The 13,025-nt window shown below is 63.2% G+C and carries 25 protein-coding genes; all 25 read right to left on the reverse strand.

Annotation, left to right across the window (positions count from 1 at the left end; genetic code table 11):
• Positions 1-34: 34 nt before the first annotated feature.
• A complete protein-coding gene (gene rpsK, locus EOA27_RS04770; protein ID WP_006205444.1) occupies positions 35-424 on the reverse strand; it encodes a 30S ribosomal protein S11 in 390 nt (129 codons plus the stop codon).
• 124 nt (positions 425-548) lie between these two features.
• A complete protein-coding gene (gene rpsM / locus EOA27_RS04775; RefSeq protein ID WP_027170351.1) occupies positions 549-917 on the reverse strand; it encodes a 30S ribosomal protein S13 in 369 nt (122 codons plus the stop codon).
• 229 nt (positions 918-1,146) lie between these two features.
• The gene (locus tag EOA27_RS04780) at positions 1,147-1,737 is read right to left on the reverse strand and encodes an adenylate kinase (protein ID WP_127255633.1); all 591 of its coding nucleotides are present in this window, start codon (positions 1,735-1,737) and stop codon (positions 1,147-1,149) included.
• Positions 1,734-3,074 (reverse strand): preprotein translocase subunit SecY, encoded by a 1,341-nt coding sequence (gene secY / locus EOA27_RS04785; protein WP_126061028.1) that lies wholly within the window; start codon positions 3,072-3,074, stop codon positions 1,734-1,736. The genes EOA27_RS04780 and secY overlap by 4 nt, the downstream gene beginning before the upstream one ends.
• A 257-nt stretch (positions 3,075-3,331) precedes the next feature.
• Entirely contained in the window at positions 3,332-3,805 is a 474-nt protein-coding gene (rplO, locus tag EOA27_RS04790) for a 50S ribosomal protein L15 (protein ID WP_127255642.1), read from the reverse strand.
• Positions 3,806-3,827: 22 nt separating this feature from the next.
• Positions 3,828-4,025: a 50S ribosomal protein L30 gene (gene rpmD, locus EOA27_RS04795; RefSeq protein WP_027170355.1), complete on the reverse strand. Its 198-nt coding sequence runs from the start codon at positions 4,023-4,025 to the stop codon at positions 3,828-3,830.
• Between the two features lie 25 nt (positions 4,026-4,050).
• Positions 4,051-4,620: a 30S ribosomal protein S5 gene (gene rpsE / locus EOA27_RS04800; RefSeq protein ID WP_027046810.1), complete on the reverse strand. Its 570-nt coding sequence runs from the start codon at positions 4,618-4,620 to the stop codon at positions 4,051-4,053.
• Between the two features lie 75 nt (positions 4,621-4,695).
• On the reverse strand, positions 4,696-5,058 hold the full coding sequence (rplR, locus tag EOA27_RS04805) for a 50S ribosomal protein L18 (protein WP_126082800.1): 363 nt from the start codon (positions 5,056-5,058) through the stop codon (positions 4,696-4,698).
• Positions 5,059-5,215: 157 nt separating this feature from the next.
• The gene (rplF, locus tag EOA27_RS04810) at positions 5,216-5,749 is read right to left on the reverse strand and encodes a 50S ribosomal protein L6 (RefSeq protein ID WP_095818135.1); all 534 of its coding nucleotides are present in this window, start codon (positions 5,747-5,749) and stop codon (positions 5,216-5,218) included.
• Between the two features lie 90 nt (positions 5,750-5,839).
• Positions 5,840-6,238, reverse strand: a complete 399-nt coding sequence (rpsH, locus tag EOA27_RS04815) for a 30S ribosomal protein S8 (RefSeq protein WP_042642201.1) — start codon at positions 6,236-6,238, stop codon at positions 5,840-5,842.
• A gap of 12 nt (positions 6,239-6,250) precedes the next feature.
• On the reverse strand, positions 6,251-6,556 hold the full coding sequence (rpsN, locus tag EOA27_RS04820; RefSeq protein ID WP_042642199.1) for a 30S ribosomal protein S14: 306 nt from the start codon (positions 6,554-6,556) through the stop codon (positions 6,251-6,253).
• A gap of 26 nt (positions 6,557-6,582) precedes the next feature.
• Positions 6,583-7,161, reverse strand: coding sequence for a 50S ribosomal protein L5 (gene rplE / locus EOA27_RS04825; RefSeq protein WP_126082801.1), 579 nt, complete (start codon positions 7,159-7,161; stop codon positions 6,583-6,585).
• Positions 7,154-7,468, reverse strand: coding sequence for a 50S ribosomal protein L24 (gene rplX, locus EOA27_RS04830; RefSeq protein WP_126082802.1), 315 nt, complete (start codon positions 7,466-7,468; stop codon positions 7,154-7,156). Before rplX ends, rplE begins: the two co-directional genes overlap by 8 nt.
• A gap of 12 nt (positions 7,469-7,480) precedes the next feature.
• Positions 7,481-7,849 (reverse strand): 50S ribosomal protein L14, encoded by a 369-nt coding sequence (gene rplN / locus EOA27_RS04835; protein WP_006205457.1) that lies wholly within the window; start codon positions 7,847-7,849, stop codon positions 7,481-7,483.
• Between the two features lie 83 nt (positions 7,850-7,932).
• The gene (gene rpsQ / locus EOA27_RS04840; RefSeq protein ID WP_023675136.1) at positions 7,933-8,172 is read right to left on the reverse strand and encodes a 30S ribosomal protein S17; all 240 of its coding nucleotides are present in this window, start codon (positions 8,170-8,172) and stop codon (positions 7,933-7,935) included.
• 4 nt (positions 8,173-8,176) lie between these two features.
• Positions 8,177-8,377: a 50S ribosomal protein L29 gene (gene rpmC, locus EOA27_RS04845; RefSeq protein ID WP_042642190.1), complete on the reverse strand. Its 201-nt coding sequence runs from the start codon at positions 8,375-8,377 to the stop codon at positions 8,177-8,179.
• A gap of 12 nt (positions 8,378-8,389) precedes the next feature.
• The gene (rplP, locus tag EOA27_RS04850; RefSeq protein WP_027170364.1) at positions 8,390-8,803 is read right to left on the reverse strand and encodes a 50S ribosomal protein L16; all 414 of its coding nucleotides are present in this window, start codon (positions 8,801-8,803) and stop codon (positions 8,390-8,392) included.
• Positions 8,804-8,830: 27 nt separating this feature from the next.
• Complete coding sequence (gene rpsC / locus EOA27_RS04855; RefSeq protein WP_112129139.1) at positions 8,831-9,565, reverse strand: 30S ribosomal protein S3; 735 nt, start codon at positions 9,563-9,565, stop codon at positions 8,831-8,833.
• A complete protein-coding gene (gene rplV, locus EOA27_RS04860) occupies positions 9,565-9,954 on the reverse strand; it encodes a 50S ribosomal protein L22 (RefSeq protein WP_010909277.1) in 390 nt (129 codons plus the stop codon). The genes rpsC and rplV overlap by 1 nt, the downstream gene beginning before the upstream one ends.
• Positions 9,955-9,956: 2 nt before the next feature.
• The gene (gene rpsS, locus EOA27_RS04865; RefSeq protein ID WP_006205463.1) at positions 9,957-10,235 is read right to left on the reverse strand and encodes a 30S ribosomal protein S19; all 279 of its coding nucleotides are present in this window, start codon (positions 10,233-10,235) and stop codon (positions 9,957-9,959) included.
• Positions 10,236-10,251: 16 nt separating this feature from the next.
• Positions 10,252-11,085 carry a 50S ribosomal protein L2 gene (rplB, locus tag EOA27_RS04870; RefSeq protein WP_126082803.1) on the reverse strand — a complete coding sequence of 278 codons (834 nt, stop codon included), beginning with the start codon at positions 11,083-11,085 and terminating at the stop codon, positions 10,252-10,254.
• A 22-nt stretch (positions 11,086-11,107) separates the two neighbouring features.
• Positions 11,108-11,401, reverse strand: a complete 294-nt coding sequence (locus EOA27_RS04875) for a 50S ribosomal protein L23 (RefSeq protein ID WP_127255635.1) — start codon at positions 11,399-11,401, stop codon at positions 11,108-11,110.
• Positions 11,398-12,018: a 50S ribosomal protein L4 gene (rplD, locus tag EOA27_RS04880; protein ID WP_127255637.1), complete on the reverse strand. Its 621-nt coding sequence runs from the start codon at positions 12,016-12,018 to the stop codon at positions 11,398-11,400. The genes EOA27_RS04875 and rplD overlap by 4 nt, the downstream gene beginning before the upstream one ends.
• Complete coding sequence (gene rplC / locus EOA27_RS04885; protein ID WP_126082804.1) at positions 12,018-12,737, reverse strand: 50S ribosomal protein L3; 720 nt, start codon at positions 12,735-12,737, stop codon at positions 12,018-12,020. The genes rplD and rplC overlap by 1 nt, the downstream gene beginning before the upstream one ends.
• 61 nt (positions 12,738-12,798) lie before the next feature.
• A partial coding sequence (gene rpsJ, locus EOA27_RS04890; RefSeq protein ID WP_127255639.1) for a 30S ribosomal protein S10 occupies positions 12,799-13,025 on the reverse strand: 227 nt, incomplete at its 5' end.

A 13,025-nucleotide genomic window follows, 5' to 3' on the forward strand; every position in this document is an offset into this window, starting at 1 on the left:
GAGGAACGCCGTGGCGTTCGCGCGGCGCTTAAAATCAGACGCGGCGCTTCTTGCGCGGACGGCAGCCATTGTGCGGGATCGGCGTCACGTCGCGGATCGAGGTAATGGTGAAGCCGGCCGCCTGCAGCGCGCGAAGGGCCGATTCACGACCGGAGCCGGGTCCGCAGACCTCGACCTCGAGCATGCGCATGCCGTGTTCCTGCGCTTTCTTGGCGACGTCCTCGGCAGCCATCTGGGCGGCGAACGGGGTCGACTTGCGCGAACCCTTGAACCCTTGCGCACCGGCTGACGACCAGGCAATCGAATTGCCCTGCGCGTCGGTGATGGTGATCATGGTGTTGTTGAAGGTCGAATTGACGTGGGCAACGCCCGACGAGATGTTCTTGCGTTCGCGACGGCGAACACGAGCGGCTTCCTTGGCCATGGTAGTCCTTTCAGTTGATCTCTACACCGCCGTAATGCCAGCGGCTCCACCTTGAGAAGCGAGTAGGGAATAGTGAGTAGCGAATAGAGTCCTACTCGCTAATGACTACTCGCTATTCGCCCAATTACTTCTTCTTGCCGGCGATCGCCTTGGCCGGGCCCTTGCGGGTGCGCGCATTGGTGTGCGTGCGCTGGCCGCGGACCGGCAGCGAGCGGCGGTGACGCAGGCCGCGGTAGCAGCCGAGGTCCATGAGCCGCTTGATGTTCATCGAGACTTCGCGGCGCAGGTCGCCTTCGACCTGGTAGTCGCGGTCGATCGTCTCGCGAATCTGCAGCACTTCCGCGTCGGTCAGCTGGTTGACGCGGCGGTCCGCCGGGATGCCGACCTTGTCGACGATCTCCTGGGCAAACTTCTTGCCGATGCCGTGAATGTACTGAAGCGCAATGACGACGCGCTTGTTGGTCGGAATGTTGACGCCGGCTATACGAGCCATTTTCTTCTCTTTCTCCATGTAGGCCGGACGAGCCGGCGTTCAAGTTACCCCGCGTCCGGTGGAGGCCGGCCCTTGCGGGAGTTTCCTGGTTCAAAGCGGACGCCTTGCCCGCAAGGGCAAGCAAAGTCCATGCCTGATAGGAAGACGGGCCGCCATACCCCAACGACCCACTTCAGTCAAGCGCAATCTTCAATTGTCGCCAAGCGCAATCTTCAATTGCCGGTCCGGCTCACTTCGCCGCGGCCGCGAGCACCTTGCCGATCTCGTCGGTCACGGCATCGATACTGGCCATGCCATCGACGGTCTTGAGCTTGCCTTTGGCGTAGTAGTAGCCGGTCAGCGGCGCCGTCTTCTTGTAATATTCGCGCAGGCGTTCCTCGAACACCGCCGGGTTGTCGTCCTTACGAACAGGCTGGCCGGCGACCTTGGCATCCTCGGCGCGCTTGACGATTCGTCCGACCAGCGCCTTGTCGTCGACGACAAGCTCGATGACGGTGTCGAGCGCGATGCCGCGTTCGGCAAGCATGGCGTCGACCGCATCCGCCTGGACCAGCGTGCGCGGATAGCCGTCGAGAATGAAACCCCTGGCGCAGTCCGGCTGATCGATGCGCTCGGCGACGATGGCGTTGACGATCGCGTCGGAGACCAGCTCGCCGGCATCCATCACCGCCTTGGCACGCTTGCCGACCTCGGTTCCGGCCTGAACGGCAGCACGCAGCATGTCCCCCGTCGAGAGCTGTGGGATGCCGTGTTGTTCTACCAGTCTTTGTGCTTGCGTCCCCTTGCCCGCCCCCGGCGGCCCAAGCAATATCAGCCTCATCTGCTCCTCTTCCCCCCGCGCAACTTCGACTTCTTGATCAGGCCCTCATACTGGTGCGCGATCAGGTGACCCTGAATCTGCGCCACCGTGTCGAGCGTGACACTGACCACGATCAGAAGCGATGTGCCACCGAGGTAGAAAGGTACGCCAGTCGCCGAAATCAGGAATTCCGGCAGCAGACAGACCAGCACCAGGTAGATGGCGCCGATAACGGTGATACGCGTCAGAACATAGTCGATATATTCGGCGGTGCGTTCGCCTGGACGATAACCCGGGATGAAGCCGGAATGCTTCTTGAGCTGGTCGGCCGTGTCCTTCGGATTGAAAACGATCGCCGTGTAGAAGAAGGCGAAGAAGACGATCATGCCCGCATAGAAGATCATGTAGAGCGGCTGGCCGTGGCCGAGCGAGGCGAGGATCGTGCTTGCCCAGGCCGGCAGGTTGGTCGCCTGCGAGAAGCCCGCGACGGTTGCCGGCAAAAGCAGCAGCGAGGACGCGAAGATCGGCGGGATGACGCCCGAGGTGTTGAGCTTCAGCGGCAGATGCGAGGTGTCGCCCTGGAACATGCGGTTGCCGACCTGGCGCTTCGGATACTGGATGAGCAGGCGGCGCTGCGCGCGCTCGAAGAAGACGATGAGCGCGATGACGATGATGGCCAGCACGATGATCGCGAGGATGAGGCCGGTCGACAGCGCGCCAGTGCGGCCGAGCTCCAGCGTGCCGGAGATCGCCCGCGGCAGGCCGGCGACGATGCCGGAGAAGATGATCAGCGAAATGCCGTTGCCGATGCCGCGCGCGGTGATCTGCTCGCCGAGCCACATCAGGAACATCGTGCCGCCGACCAGCGTGACGACGGTCGAGATGCGGAAGAACATGCCGGGATCGTTGACGATGCCGTTGCCGCCCTCGAGACCGATCGAAATGCCGTAGGCCTGGATCAGCGCCAGGAGCACGGTGCCGTAGCGCGTGTACTGGTTGATGATCTTGCGGCCCTGCTCGCCTTCCTTCTTCAGCGCTTCCAGCGAGGGGATGACTGAGGTCATCAGCTGCATGATGATGGAGGCGGAGATGTAGGGCATGATGCCCAGCGCGAAGATCGCCATGCGCTGCACGGCGCCGCCGGCGAACATGTTGAACATGCCGAGCACGCCCTTGCTCTGCGAGGAGAAGGCCTGGGCGAAAGCGTCGGGGTTGATGCCGGGAAGCGGGATGTAGGTGCCGAGGCGGTAGACGAGCAGCGCGCCGATGGTGAACCAGATGCGCTTCTTGAGATCCTCGGCCTTGGCGAAGGCCGCGAAATTCAGATTGGAGGCTAGTTGTTCAGCAGCCGAAGCCATGCCTGATTCTCCGCTAGAGCATGATGCCGAAAAGTGTGGAGCGGTTTTCGGACAACATCCTGCTCTACTTCATTGATTTCCGTGTCACGCTCGACGCCCCCAGCTCAGGCGGCGCGTGTCACCGAAGCTCACGAGATAAGCTCCGGACCTTAAACATGCAAGCGGCCGCGTTGACGCGGCCGCCCAATTCATCTGGTCAAAGCGCGGTTCGAGGGAAAATGCGAAGTCATCCCGGTCGGCCGTGCTTCAAATCGCCGTTACTCGGCGGCGGCCGCTTCCGGCGGCTTCACCGAACCGCCGGCCTTCTCGATCTTCTCGATCGCGGCCTTGGAGGCGCCAGCGACGTCGAAGGAGAGCTTGGCCTTGAGCTCGCCGTCGGACAGCACGCGCACGCCGTCCTTGGCGCGGCGGATGACGCCGGCGGCGACCAGGGCCTCGGCCGTCACAGCCGCCTTGGCGTCGAGCTTCTTGGCGTCGATCGCCGCTTGGATCTTGGCCAGCGACACCACCGCGAAGCTCTTGCCGAACAGGTTGTTGAAGCCGCGCTTCGGCAGGCGACGATAGAGCGGCATCTGGCCACCCTCGAAGCCGTTAATGGCAACGCCCGAACGGGCCTTCTGACCCTTGACGCCGCGACCGGCGGTCTTGCCCGAGCCGGAGCCGATGCCGCGACCGAGGCGCTTCCTGGAATGCGTGGCGCCGTCCTTGTCACGCAGATCGTTGAGTTTCATCATTCTTCTCCTGCGCTTCCGTTCAGGCCTCGTCCACGACGCGGACGAGGTGCTGGACGGCGGCGATCATGCCGCGCACGGAAGGGGTATCTTCCAGCGTGCGCCGCTTGTGCATCTTGTTCAGGCCGAGGCCGACCAGCGTGGCACGCTGCTCCTTCGGCCGGCGGATCGGGGAGCCGATCTGCTCGACGGTGATGGTCTTGGTAGCTTTCTTGGCCATGGTCGAAATCCCTGGTCAGCGTCGACTATTCTTCAGCCGCAACGGCGGTGCCGCGGCGGGCCTGAAGGGTCGAGTACTTGATGCCGCGCGCGGCAGCCACATCCTTCGGATGCATCTGGCTCTTCAGCGCGTCGAAGGTGGCGCGAACCATGTTGTAGGGGTTCGACGAACCCATCGACTTGGCGACCACGTCATGCATGCCGAGCGTCTCGAAGACGGCGCGCATCGGACCGCCGGCGATGATGCCGGTACCCTGCTTGGCGGCGCGCAACAGAACGCGTCCGGCGCCCCAGCGGCCCTCGACGTCGTGATGCAGCGTGCGGCCCGAACGCAGCGGCACGAAGATCATGTCGCGCTTAGCCGACTCGGTCGCCTTGCGGATGGCTTCCGGCACTTCGCGCGCCTTGCCGTGGCCGAAGCCGACGCGGCCCTTCTGGTCGCCGACGACGACGAGAGCGGCAAAGCCGAAACGACGGCCGCCCTTCACCACCTTGGCGACGCGGTTGATGTGGACGAGCTTGTCCACCATGCCGTCGTCACGCTCTTCGCGTTCACGCTCGCGGCCGCGGCCGCCTTCTCTACGTTCCTGTGCCATATCCTAGTCCTTGTTCTTTTCCGGAAGCACGGGTTGCTGTTTGCCGATGCCGCCTTTGGGTCATCAGCGGCGAAATTAGAAGCTGAGGCCGCCTTCGCGGGCAGCTTCGGCCAGCGCCTTGACGCGGCCATGATAGATGTACGGGCCACGATCGAAGACGACTTCCTTGACGCCGGCCTTCGAAGCGCGCTCGGCGATCAGCTTGCCGACGGCCGCGGCGGCGGCGGTGTCGGCGCCGGTCTTGAGCGAACCCTTGAGGTCCTTCTCGAGCGTCGAGGCGGCGGCCAGCGTGTGGCCGTTGGCGTCGTCGATGACCTGGACGTAGATGTTCTTCGAGGTGCGGTGCACCGACAGACGCGGACGTGCGCCGGCGACCCTCTTCAGTTGGCGGCGGACACGCTGCGCGCGGCGCTGAATGGTTTCCTTGGGGCTGGGCATATTTTCAGTTCCTTGCCTTCAGTAGACGGGGGCAACCCTGTGCGGTAGGCCAGGCCTCCCGCGACCGCTCCCCGCGGCGTTACACTTCTCAAGCCTGGCCCCGTCCGAAAAGTCCGCGACTTTTTGCTGCGCTGACCTTCGGTTCGGGCCAAGCCTATTACTTCTTCTTGCCTTCCTTGCGCACGATGCGCTCGTCGGCATAGCGCACGCCCTTGCCCTTGTACGGCTCCGGACCGCGATACTCGCGGATCTCGGCGGCGACCTGGCCGACCTGCTGCTTGTCGATGCCCGAGACCGTGATCTCGGTCGGCTTCGGCACCGTGATGGTGATGCCCTGCGGCGTCTCGTAGACGACGTCGTGGCTGAAGCCAAGCGCGAGTTGCAGGTTCTTGCCCTGCAACGCCGCACGATAGCCGACGCCGGTGATCTCGAGCTTCTTCTCGAAGCCGTCCTTCACGCCCTGCAGGATGTTGACGATCTGCGTGCGCGACATGCCCCACTTGGAGCGGGCGTTCTTGGTCTGGTCGCGCGGCTCGACGGAGATCTCGTTGTTCTCCATCTTGACCAGCACTTCGTCGTTCACCACGAACTTCAGCTCGCCCTTCGGGCCCTTCGCCGTCACGGTCTGGCCGTTGACGGAGGCGGTCACGCCCTGCGGCAGCGAAACGGGTTTCTTTCCGATACGAGACATTTTGTTGTCCTCGTCACTTCTTTGGTTTCAGGTTCCAGTTCCCGGGCGCGATCCCGAGAACCGAAGCCCATTCATCAATCTCTTGGCCGATCAGAAGATCTGGCAGAGGATCTCGCCGCCGACATTCTGCTCGCGCGCCTCATGGTCGGCCATGACGCCCTTCGGCGTCGAAAGGATGGCGATGCCGAGGCCGTTTGCGACCTGCGGGATCGACTTAGCCGAGACATAGACGCGGCGGCCGGGCTTCGAGACGCGCTCGATTTCGCGCACGACCGGAGCGCCGTCGAAATACTTCAGCTCGATCTCGATTTCGGACTTGCCGTTTTCGAAATCGGTCTGGCTGTAGTCGCGGATATAGCCTTCCGACTTCAACACTTCGAGGACGCGGGCGCGCAGACGCGAGGCCGGGGTCGAGACGCTCGACTTCTTGCGGCCATAGGCGTTGCGGATGCGGGTCAGCATATCGCCGAGAGGATCGCTCAATGACATCTCAGTGTCTCCTTACCAGCTCGACTTGACCAGGCCCGGGATCTGGCCGGTGTTGCCCAGATCGCGAAGCGCGATACGCGAAAGCTTCAGCTTGCGATAGTAGGCACGCGGACGCCCCGTGACTTCGCAACGGTTGCGGATGCGGATCTTGGCCGAGTTGCGCGGCAGCGCCGACAGCTTCAACTGGGCGCGGAAACGCTCTTCCATCGGCTTGGACTGATCCATGATGATGGCCTTGAGCGCCGTGCGCTTGGCGGCGTACTGGTCGGCGAGCTTGCGGCGCCGGTTGTTCTTCTCGACTGAGCTGGTCTTTGCCATTTCAGATTTTTCCTTTTTCGCTGCCGTTACTGGCGGAAGGGGAAGTTGAAGGCCTTGAGCAGAGCCCTGGCCTCGTCATCCGTCTTCGCCGTCGTACAAACGATGACGTCCATGCCCCAGACCTGATCAACCTTGTCGTAGTTGATCTCCGGGAACACGATGTGTTCTTTGATGCCCATGGCGTAGTTGCCACGGCCGTCAAAGCTCTTCGGGTTCAGTCCGCGGAAGTCGCGAACGCGCGGCAGCGCGATGTTCACGAGGCGGTCGAGGAACTCGTACATGCGTTCCTTGCGCAGCGTGACCTTGGCGCCGATCGGCATGTTCTCGCGCACCTTGAAGCCGGCAATCGAGTTGCGGGCGCGGGTGACGACGGCCTTCTGGCCGGCGATCAGCGCGAGATCCTCGGCCGCGACCGAGGGCTTCTTGGAATCGGCGGTTGCTTCGCCGACGCCCATGTTCAGCACGATCTTGTCGATGCGCGGAACCTGCATCTCGTTGTCGTAGCCGAACTGCTCCTGCAGCGCCTTGCGGATGGTCTCCTGATAGACCTTCTTGAGGCGCGGCTCGTTCTTGGCAGTTGCCTGCTTGGTTTCAGCCTTAGCCATTGATGACTTCTCCCGAACGCTTGGCGACGCGCACCTTCTTGCCGTCCTTCTGGATGGTGAAGCCGACGCGGGTCGGCTTGCCGTCCTTGGGGTCGGCCAGCGCGATGTTCGACAGGTGGATCGGCGCTTCCTTGGTGATGATCCCGCCCTCTTGGGACTGGGTCTGCTTCTGGTGACGGCGAATGAGGTTCACGCCGCGGACGACCGCGGTGTCTTCCGTCGGCTGCACCGACAGGACTTCGCCCGAACGGCCCTTGTCCTTGCCGGCAAGCACGACGACCTTGTCGCCTTTTCTGATCTTTTGCATTGGTCCGGCTCCTTACAGCACTTCAGGCGCGAGCGAGATGATCTTCATGTGGTTCTTGGCGCGCAGCTCGCGCGGAACCGGTCCGAAGATACGGGTGCCGATCGGCTCTTTCTTATTGTCGACGAGAACGGCCGCGTTCTTGTCGAAACGGATCACGCTGCCGTCCGGACGGCGGATGTCCTTGGCCGTGCGAACCACGACCGCCTTCATCACATCGCCCTTCTTAACGCGGCCACGCGGAATGGCTTCCTTGATCGACACCACGATGATGTCGCCGACGGAGGCGTACTTCCGCTTCGAGCCGCCCAGCACCTTGATGCACATGACACGACGGGCGCCGGAATTGTCCGCGACGTCGAGGTTTGTTTGCATCTGAATCATGACTGGCCGCCTTCTTCTTTTCTAACGGGACGGGTGCTTTCACCCCTCCCCGGTCTGTCCAAAATTCGATTCGTTCGCCCGGATCAAGCCTGATCCGAAGAGACGACAACCCAGCGTTTGTCCTTCGAAATCGGCTTCGATTCCTGGATGAATACCTGGTCGCCAACCTTGTGGGCGTTGTTCTCGTCGTGCGCCTTGTACTTCTTGGTCATGCGCACGGTCTTCTTCATCACCGGATGCGTGAAGCGACGCTCGACCTTGACGACAACCGTCTTCTCGTTCTTGTCGCTGACGACGGTGCCCTGCAGGATACGCTTCGGCATGGTCTTAACCCTTCTTGGCCGCGGCTTTTTCCGCAGCGATGGTCTTGATGCGCGCGATGTCCTTGCGGACCTGCTTCACGCGCGCGGTCTTCTCGAGCTGGCCGGTGGCCTTCTGGAAGCGCAGGTTGAACTGCTCCTTCTTCAGCGCGGCCAGGTCGTCGGTCAGCTGATCCTGGGTCTTGGTCCGGATGTCTTCGGCTTTCATGATCGCCTGTCCTTATTCTGCGATGCGCTGCACGAAGCGCGTCTTGACCGAGAGCTTGGCGGCGCCGAGACGCAGCGCCTCACGCGCGGTCTCCTCGCTGACGCCGTCGATCTCGAACATGATGCGGCCGGGCTTCACGCGCGCCGCCCAATAGTCGACTGCGCCCTTGCCCTTACCCATGCGGACTTCGGTCGGCTTCGAGGTGACCGGCAGGTCCGGGAACACCCGGATCCAGACGCGGCCGGCTCGCTTCATCTCGCGGGTGATCGCGCGGCGGGCCGCCTCGATCTCGCGCGCGGTGACGCGGTTCGGCTCAAGCGCCTTCAGCCCGAAACCGCCGAAATCCAGATTGGTGCCGCCCTTGGCGGTACCGTGGATACGGCCCTTGAACTGCTTGCGGAACTTTGTGCGCTTTGGCTGCAGCATCGTTCTAACTCCAAATTCTCAAATGTCTCAGGCGTTCTCGCGACGACGGCCGCGTTCGCGCTCGCCACCAGCACCGCCGCCGCCATGCGCGGCATCGCCTTCGGTTGCACGGCGCTCGGAAGCCATCGGGTCGTGCTCGAGGATCTCGCCCTTGAACACCCACACCTTGACGCCGCAGATGCCGTAAGCCGTGTTTGCCTCGGCCGTGCCGTAATCGACATCGGCACGCAGGGTGTGCAGCGGCACGCGGCCTTCACGGTACCACTCCATGCGCGCGATTTCGGCGCCGCCGAGACGGCCGGAGCAGTTGATGCGGATGCCTTCGGCGCCGAGACGCATGGCCGACTGAACGGCGCGCTTCATGGCGCGGCGGAACGCGATGCGGCGCTCGAGCTGCTGCGCGATCGACTGGGCGATCAGCGTGGCGTCGATTTCCGGCTTGCGCACTTCAACGATGTTGAGGTGCGTTTCGGACTTCGTCATCTCGGTCAGCTTCTTGCGCAGCTTCTCGATGTCGGCGCCCTTCTTGCCGATGATCAGGCCCGGGCGCGCCGCATGGATGGTGACGCGGCACTTCTTGTGCGGACGCTCGATCACGACCTTGGAGATCGCGGCCTGCTTGAGTTCCTTCTCAAGATACTTGCGGATCTTGAGGTCCTCGTGCAGCAGCTGGCCGTACTCGCCGGTGTTCGCGAACCAGCGCGAATCCCAGGTACGGTTGATGCCGAGACGCAGCCCGATCGGATTGACTTTCTGGCCCATTATGCGGCCTCCCCTTTTTCCTCGACTTCACGAACGACGATCGTGAGGTGTGAGAACGGCTTTTCGATACGGCTGGCGCGACCGCGGCCACGAGCGTGGAAACGCTTCATGACGATCGACTTGCCGACATAGGCTTCCGCCACGACCAGCGCGTCGACGTCGAGGTCGTGATTGTTTTCCGCGTTGGCGATCGCCGATTCCAGCGTCTTCTTGACCGTGCCGGAAATCCGCTTGGCCGAGAATTCGAGGTCGGAAAGCGCTGTCGCGACCTTCTTGCCGCGGATCAGCGCGGCAACCAGGTTCAGCTTCTGCGGGCTGATACGGATCGTGCGCAGAACGGCACGCGCCTCGTTATCAGCAAGCCTGCGCGGAGCTTTGGCCTTGCCCATGATTATTTCCTCTTCGCCTTCTTATCCGCGCCGTGACCGTAATAGGTCCGGGTCGGAGCGAATTCACCGAACTTGTGGCCGACCATGTCCTCGTTCACCGAGACCGGGACGTGCTTCTGGCCGTTATAGACACCGAAGGTGAAGCCGACGAACTGCGGCAGGATGGTGGAGCGACGGCTCCACATCTTGATCACCTCATTGCGACCACCTTCACGAACCTTGTCCACCTTCTTGAGAAGGTAGCCGTCGATGAAGGGGCCTTTCCAAATCGAACGAGTCACTTGGCGTTACCTCTTATTAGCTCTTGCGCTGATGACGCGAGCGCAGGATGAACTTGTCGGTCGCCTTGTTGGACCGCGTCTTCTTGCCCTTGGTCGGCTTGCCCCAGGGCGAAACCGGATGACGGCCGCCTGAGGTGCGGCCTTCGCCGCCGCCGTGCGGATGGTCGACCGGGTTCATGGTCACGCCGCGATTGTGCGGACGCTTGCCGCGCCACACGGTGCGACCGGCCTTGCCGTCGTTGATGTTGCCGTGATCGGGGTTCGACACGGCGCCGACGGTGGCCATGCAGGAACCGTGCACGACGCGCTGCTCGCCCGAGTTGAGGCGCAGAATCGCCATGCCCTGGTCGCGGCCGACGAGCTGCGCGTAACCGCCAGCCGAACGGGCGACCTGGCCGCCCTTGCCCGGCTTCAGCTCGATGTTGTGGACGATCGTGCCGACCGGCATCGAGGCCAGCGGCATAGCGTTGCCCGGCTTCACGTCGACCGCTTCGCCGGCCACGATCTTGTCGCCGGCGGCAAGACGCTGCGGAGCCAGGATGTAGGAGAGCTCGCCATCGTCATACTTGATCAGCGCGATGAAGGCGGTGCGGTTCGGATCGTATTCGATACGCTCGACCGTGCCGACGACGTCGTACTTCTTACGCTTGAAGTCGATGATGCGGTACGAACGCTTGTGACCGCCGCCGATGAAGCGGGCCGTGATGCGGCCGTAATTGTTGCGGCCGCCCGACTTGGTCAGGCCTTCGGTCAGGCCCTTGACGGGCTTGCCCTTGTAGAGGCCCGAGCGGTCGACGATGACCAGCTGGCGGGTGCTCGGCGTTATCGGGTTGAATTTCTTAAGTGCCATTGTCCTGTCCTCGCGGCCTTGCTCAGAGACCCGTCGCGACGTCGATCGACTGGCCGTCGGCCAGCGTCACAACCGCCTTCTTGACGTCGCCCTGGCGGCCAACCGTGCCGCGGAAGCGCTTGATCTTGCCCTTGCGGACGAGCGTGTTCACAGCCGTCACCTTGACGCCGAAGAGAGCTTCCACGGCAGCCTTGATTTCCGGCTTCGACGCCTTCTTGGCGACGTTGAAGACGACCTGGTTCTGCTCGGAAGCCATGGTCGACTTTTCGGTGATCGCCGGCGAGACGATCACGTCGTAGTGACGGAGGTCGTTCATTTAAAGCGCTCCTCGAGAGCCTCGACGGCGGCCTTCGAAAGGACCAGCGTGCCGCGGCGCAGAATGTCGTAGACGTTGATGCCCTGGATGGGCAGCACGTCGATGTTCGGAATGTTGGTCGCGGCCAGCTTGAAGTTCTGGTCAAGCTCGGCGCCGCCGATCACGAGGGCGTTGGTCAGCCCCAGCGTCTCGAGGTTCGCCACCAGGGCCTTGGTCTTGGCTTCGGCAAGCTTCAGCTCGTCGACGATGATGAGCGAAGCGCTCTTGGCCTTGGCCGAGAGAGCATGCTTCAGGCCCAGCGCGCGCACCTTCTTCGGCAGCTCGTGCTCATGGCTGCGCACGACCGGGCCGTGCGCCTTGCCGCCGCCGCGGAACTGCGGAGCGCGAGCCGAGTGGTGACGGGCGCGGCCCGTACCCTTCTGCTTGTACATCTTGGCGCCGGTGCGCGCGATCTCGGCGCGGCCCTTGGCCTTGTGCGTGCCCTGCTGCTTCTTGGCGAGCTGCCAGCGCACGACGCGCTGCAGGATGTCCTCGCGCGGGTCGAGGCCGACAATCTCTTCGGAGAGCTTCAGCTCGCCGGCGTCCTTGCCGCCCAGCGTTTTAATCTTGAGGTCCATTATTCCGCTCCCTCAGTGGCCGGGGCTTCGTTCTTGGCGGCGGCAGCGGCACGGATCGCGGCGGGCTTCGGCGCGTTGGCCGGCAGCGCAACCTTGGCGGCGTCGCGAACCAGGATCCAGGCGCCCTTGACGCCGGGAACCGCGCCGCGGATTAGGATCAGGCCGCGATCCACGTCCGTCGAGACGACCTCGACATTCTGCGTGGTCACGCGGGTGTCACCCATGTGGCCGGCCATCTTCTTGCCCTTGAACACCTTGCCCGGGTCCTGGCGCTGACCGGTCGAGCCGTGCGTGCGGTGCGAGACCGAGTTACCGTGGGTCGCGCGGCCACCACCCATGTTGTGCCGCTTGATCACGCCCTGGAAACCCTTGCCGGTCGAGGTGCCGGTGACGTCGACCTTCTGGCCGGCGACGAAATGCTCGACGGTCAGCTCGGCGCCGACGTCAATCATGTTGTCGGCGGAGACGCGGAACTCCGCGACCTTGGCCTTGGGCTCGACGGACGCGGCGGCGAAATGGCCGCGCATCGCCTTCGACGTGTTCTTCACCTTGGCAAGGCCAACGCCGAGCTGGACGGCGGTGTAGCCGTTCTTCTCCTGCGTGCGCTGAGCCACGACCTGGCAGTTCTCCATCTGGAGAACGGTGACGGGAACGTGTTCCCCCGCATCGTTATAGATGCGGGTCATTCCCACCTTCTTTGCAATCACACCTGAACGCATCGGTTCAATTCCTTTAGAGTTCCGGGCCAGGGGCACCGCCCCTTACCGCGTTCTCATTCCTTTAGAGCTTGATCTCGACGTCGACACCGGCGGCCAGATCGAGCTTCATCAAAGCATCGACCGTCTGCGGAGTCGGATCGACGATGTCGAGCAGACGCTTGTGCGTACGCATCTCGAACTGCTCACGGCTCTTCTTGTCGACGTGGGGCGACCGGTTGACCGTGAATTTTTCGATCCGCGTCGGCAGCGGGATGGGGCCGCGGACGTTGGCGCCGGTGCGCTTGGCGG

The organism is Mesorhizobium sp. M2A.F.Ca.ET.037.01.1.1, assembly GCF_003998075.1.
Lineage (GTDB): Bacteria > Pseudomonadota > Alphaproteobacteria > Rhizobiales > Rhizobiaceae > Mesorhizobium.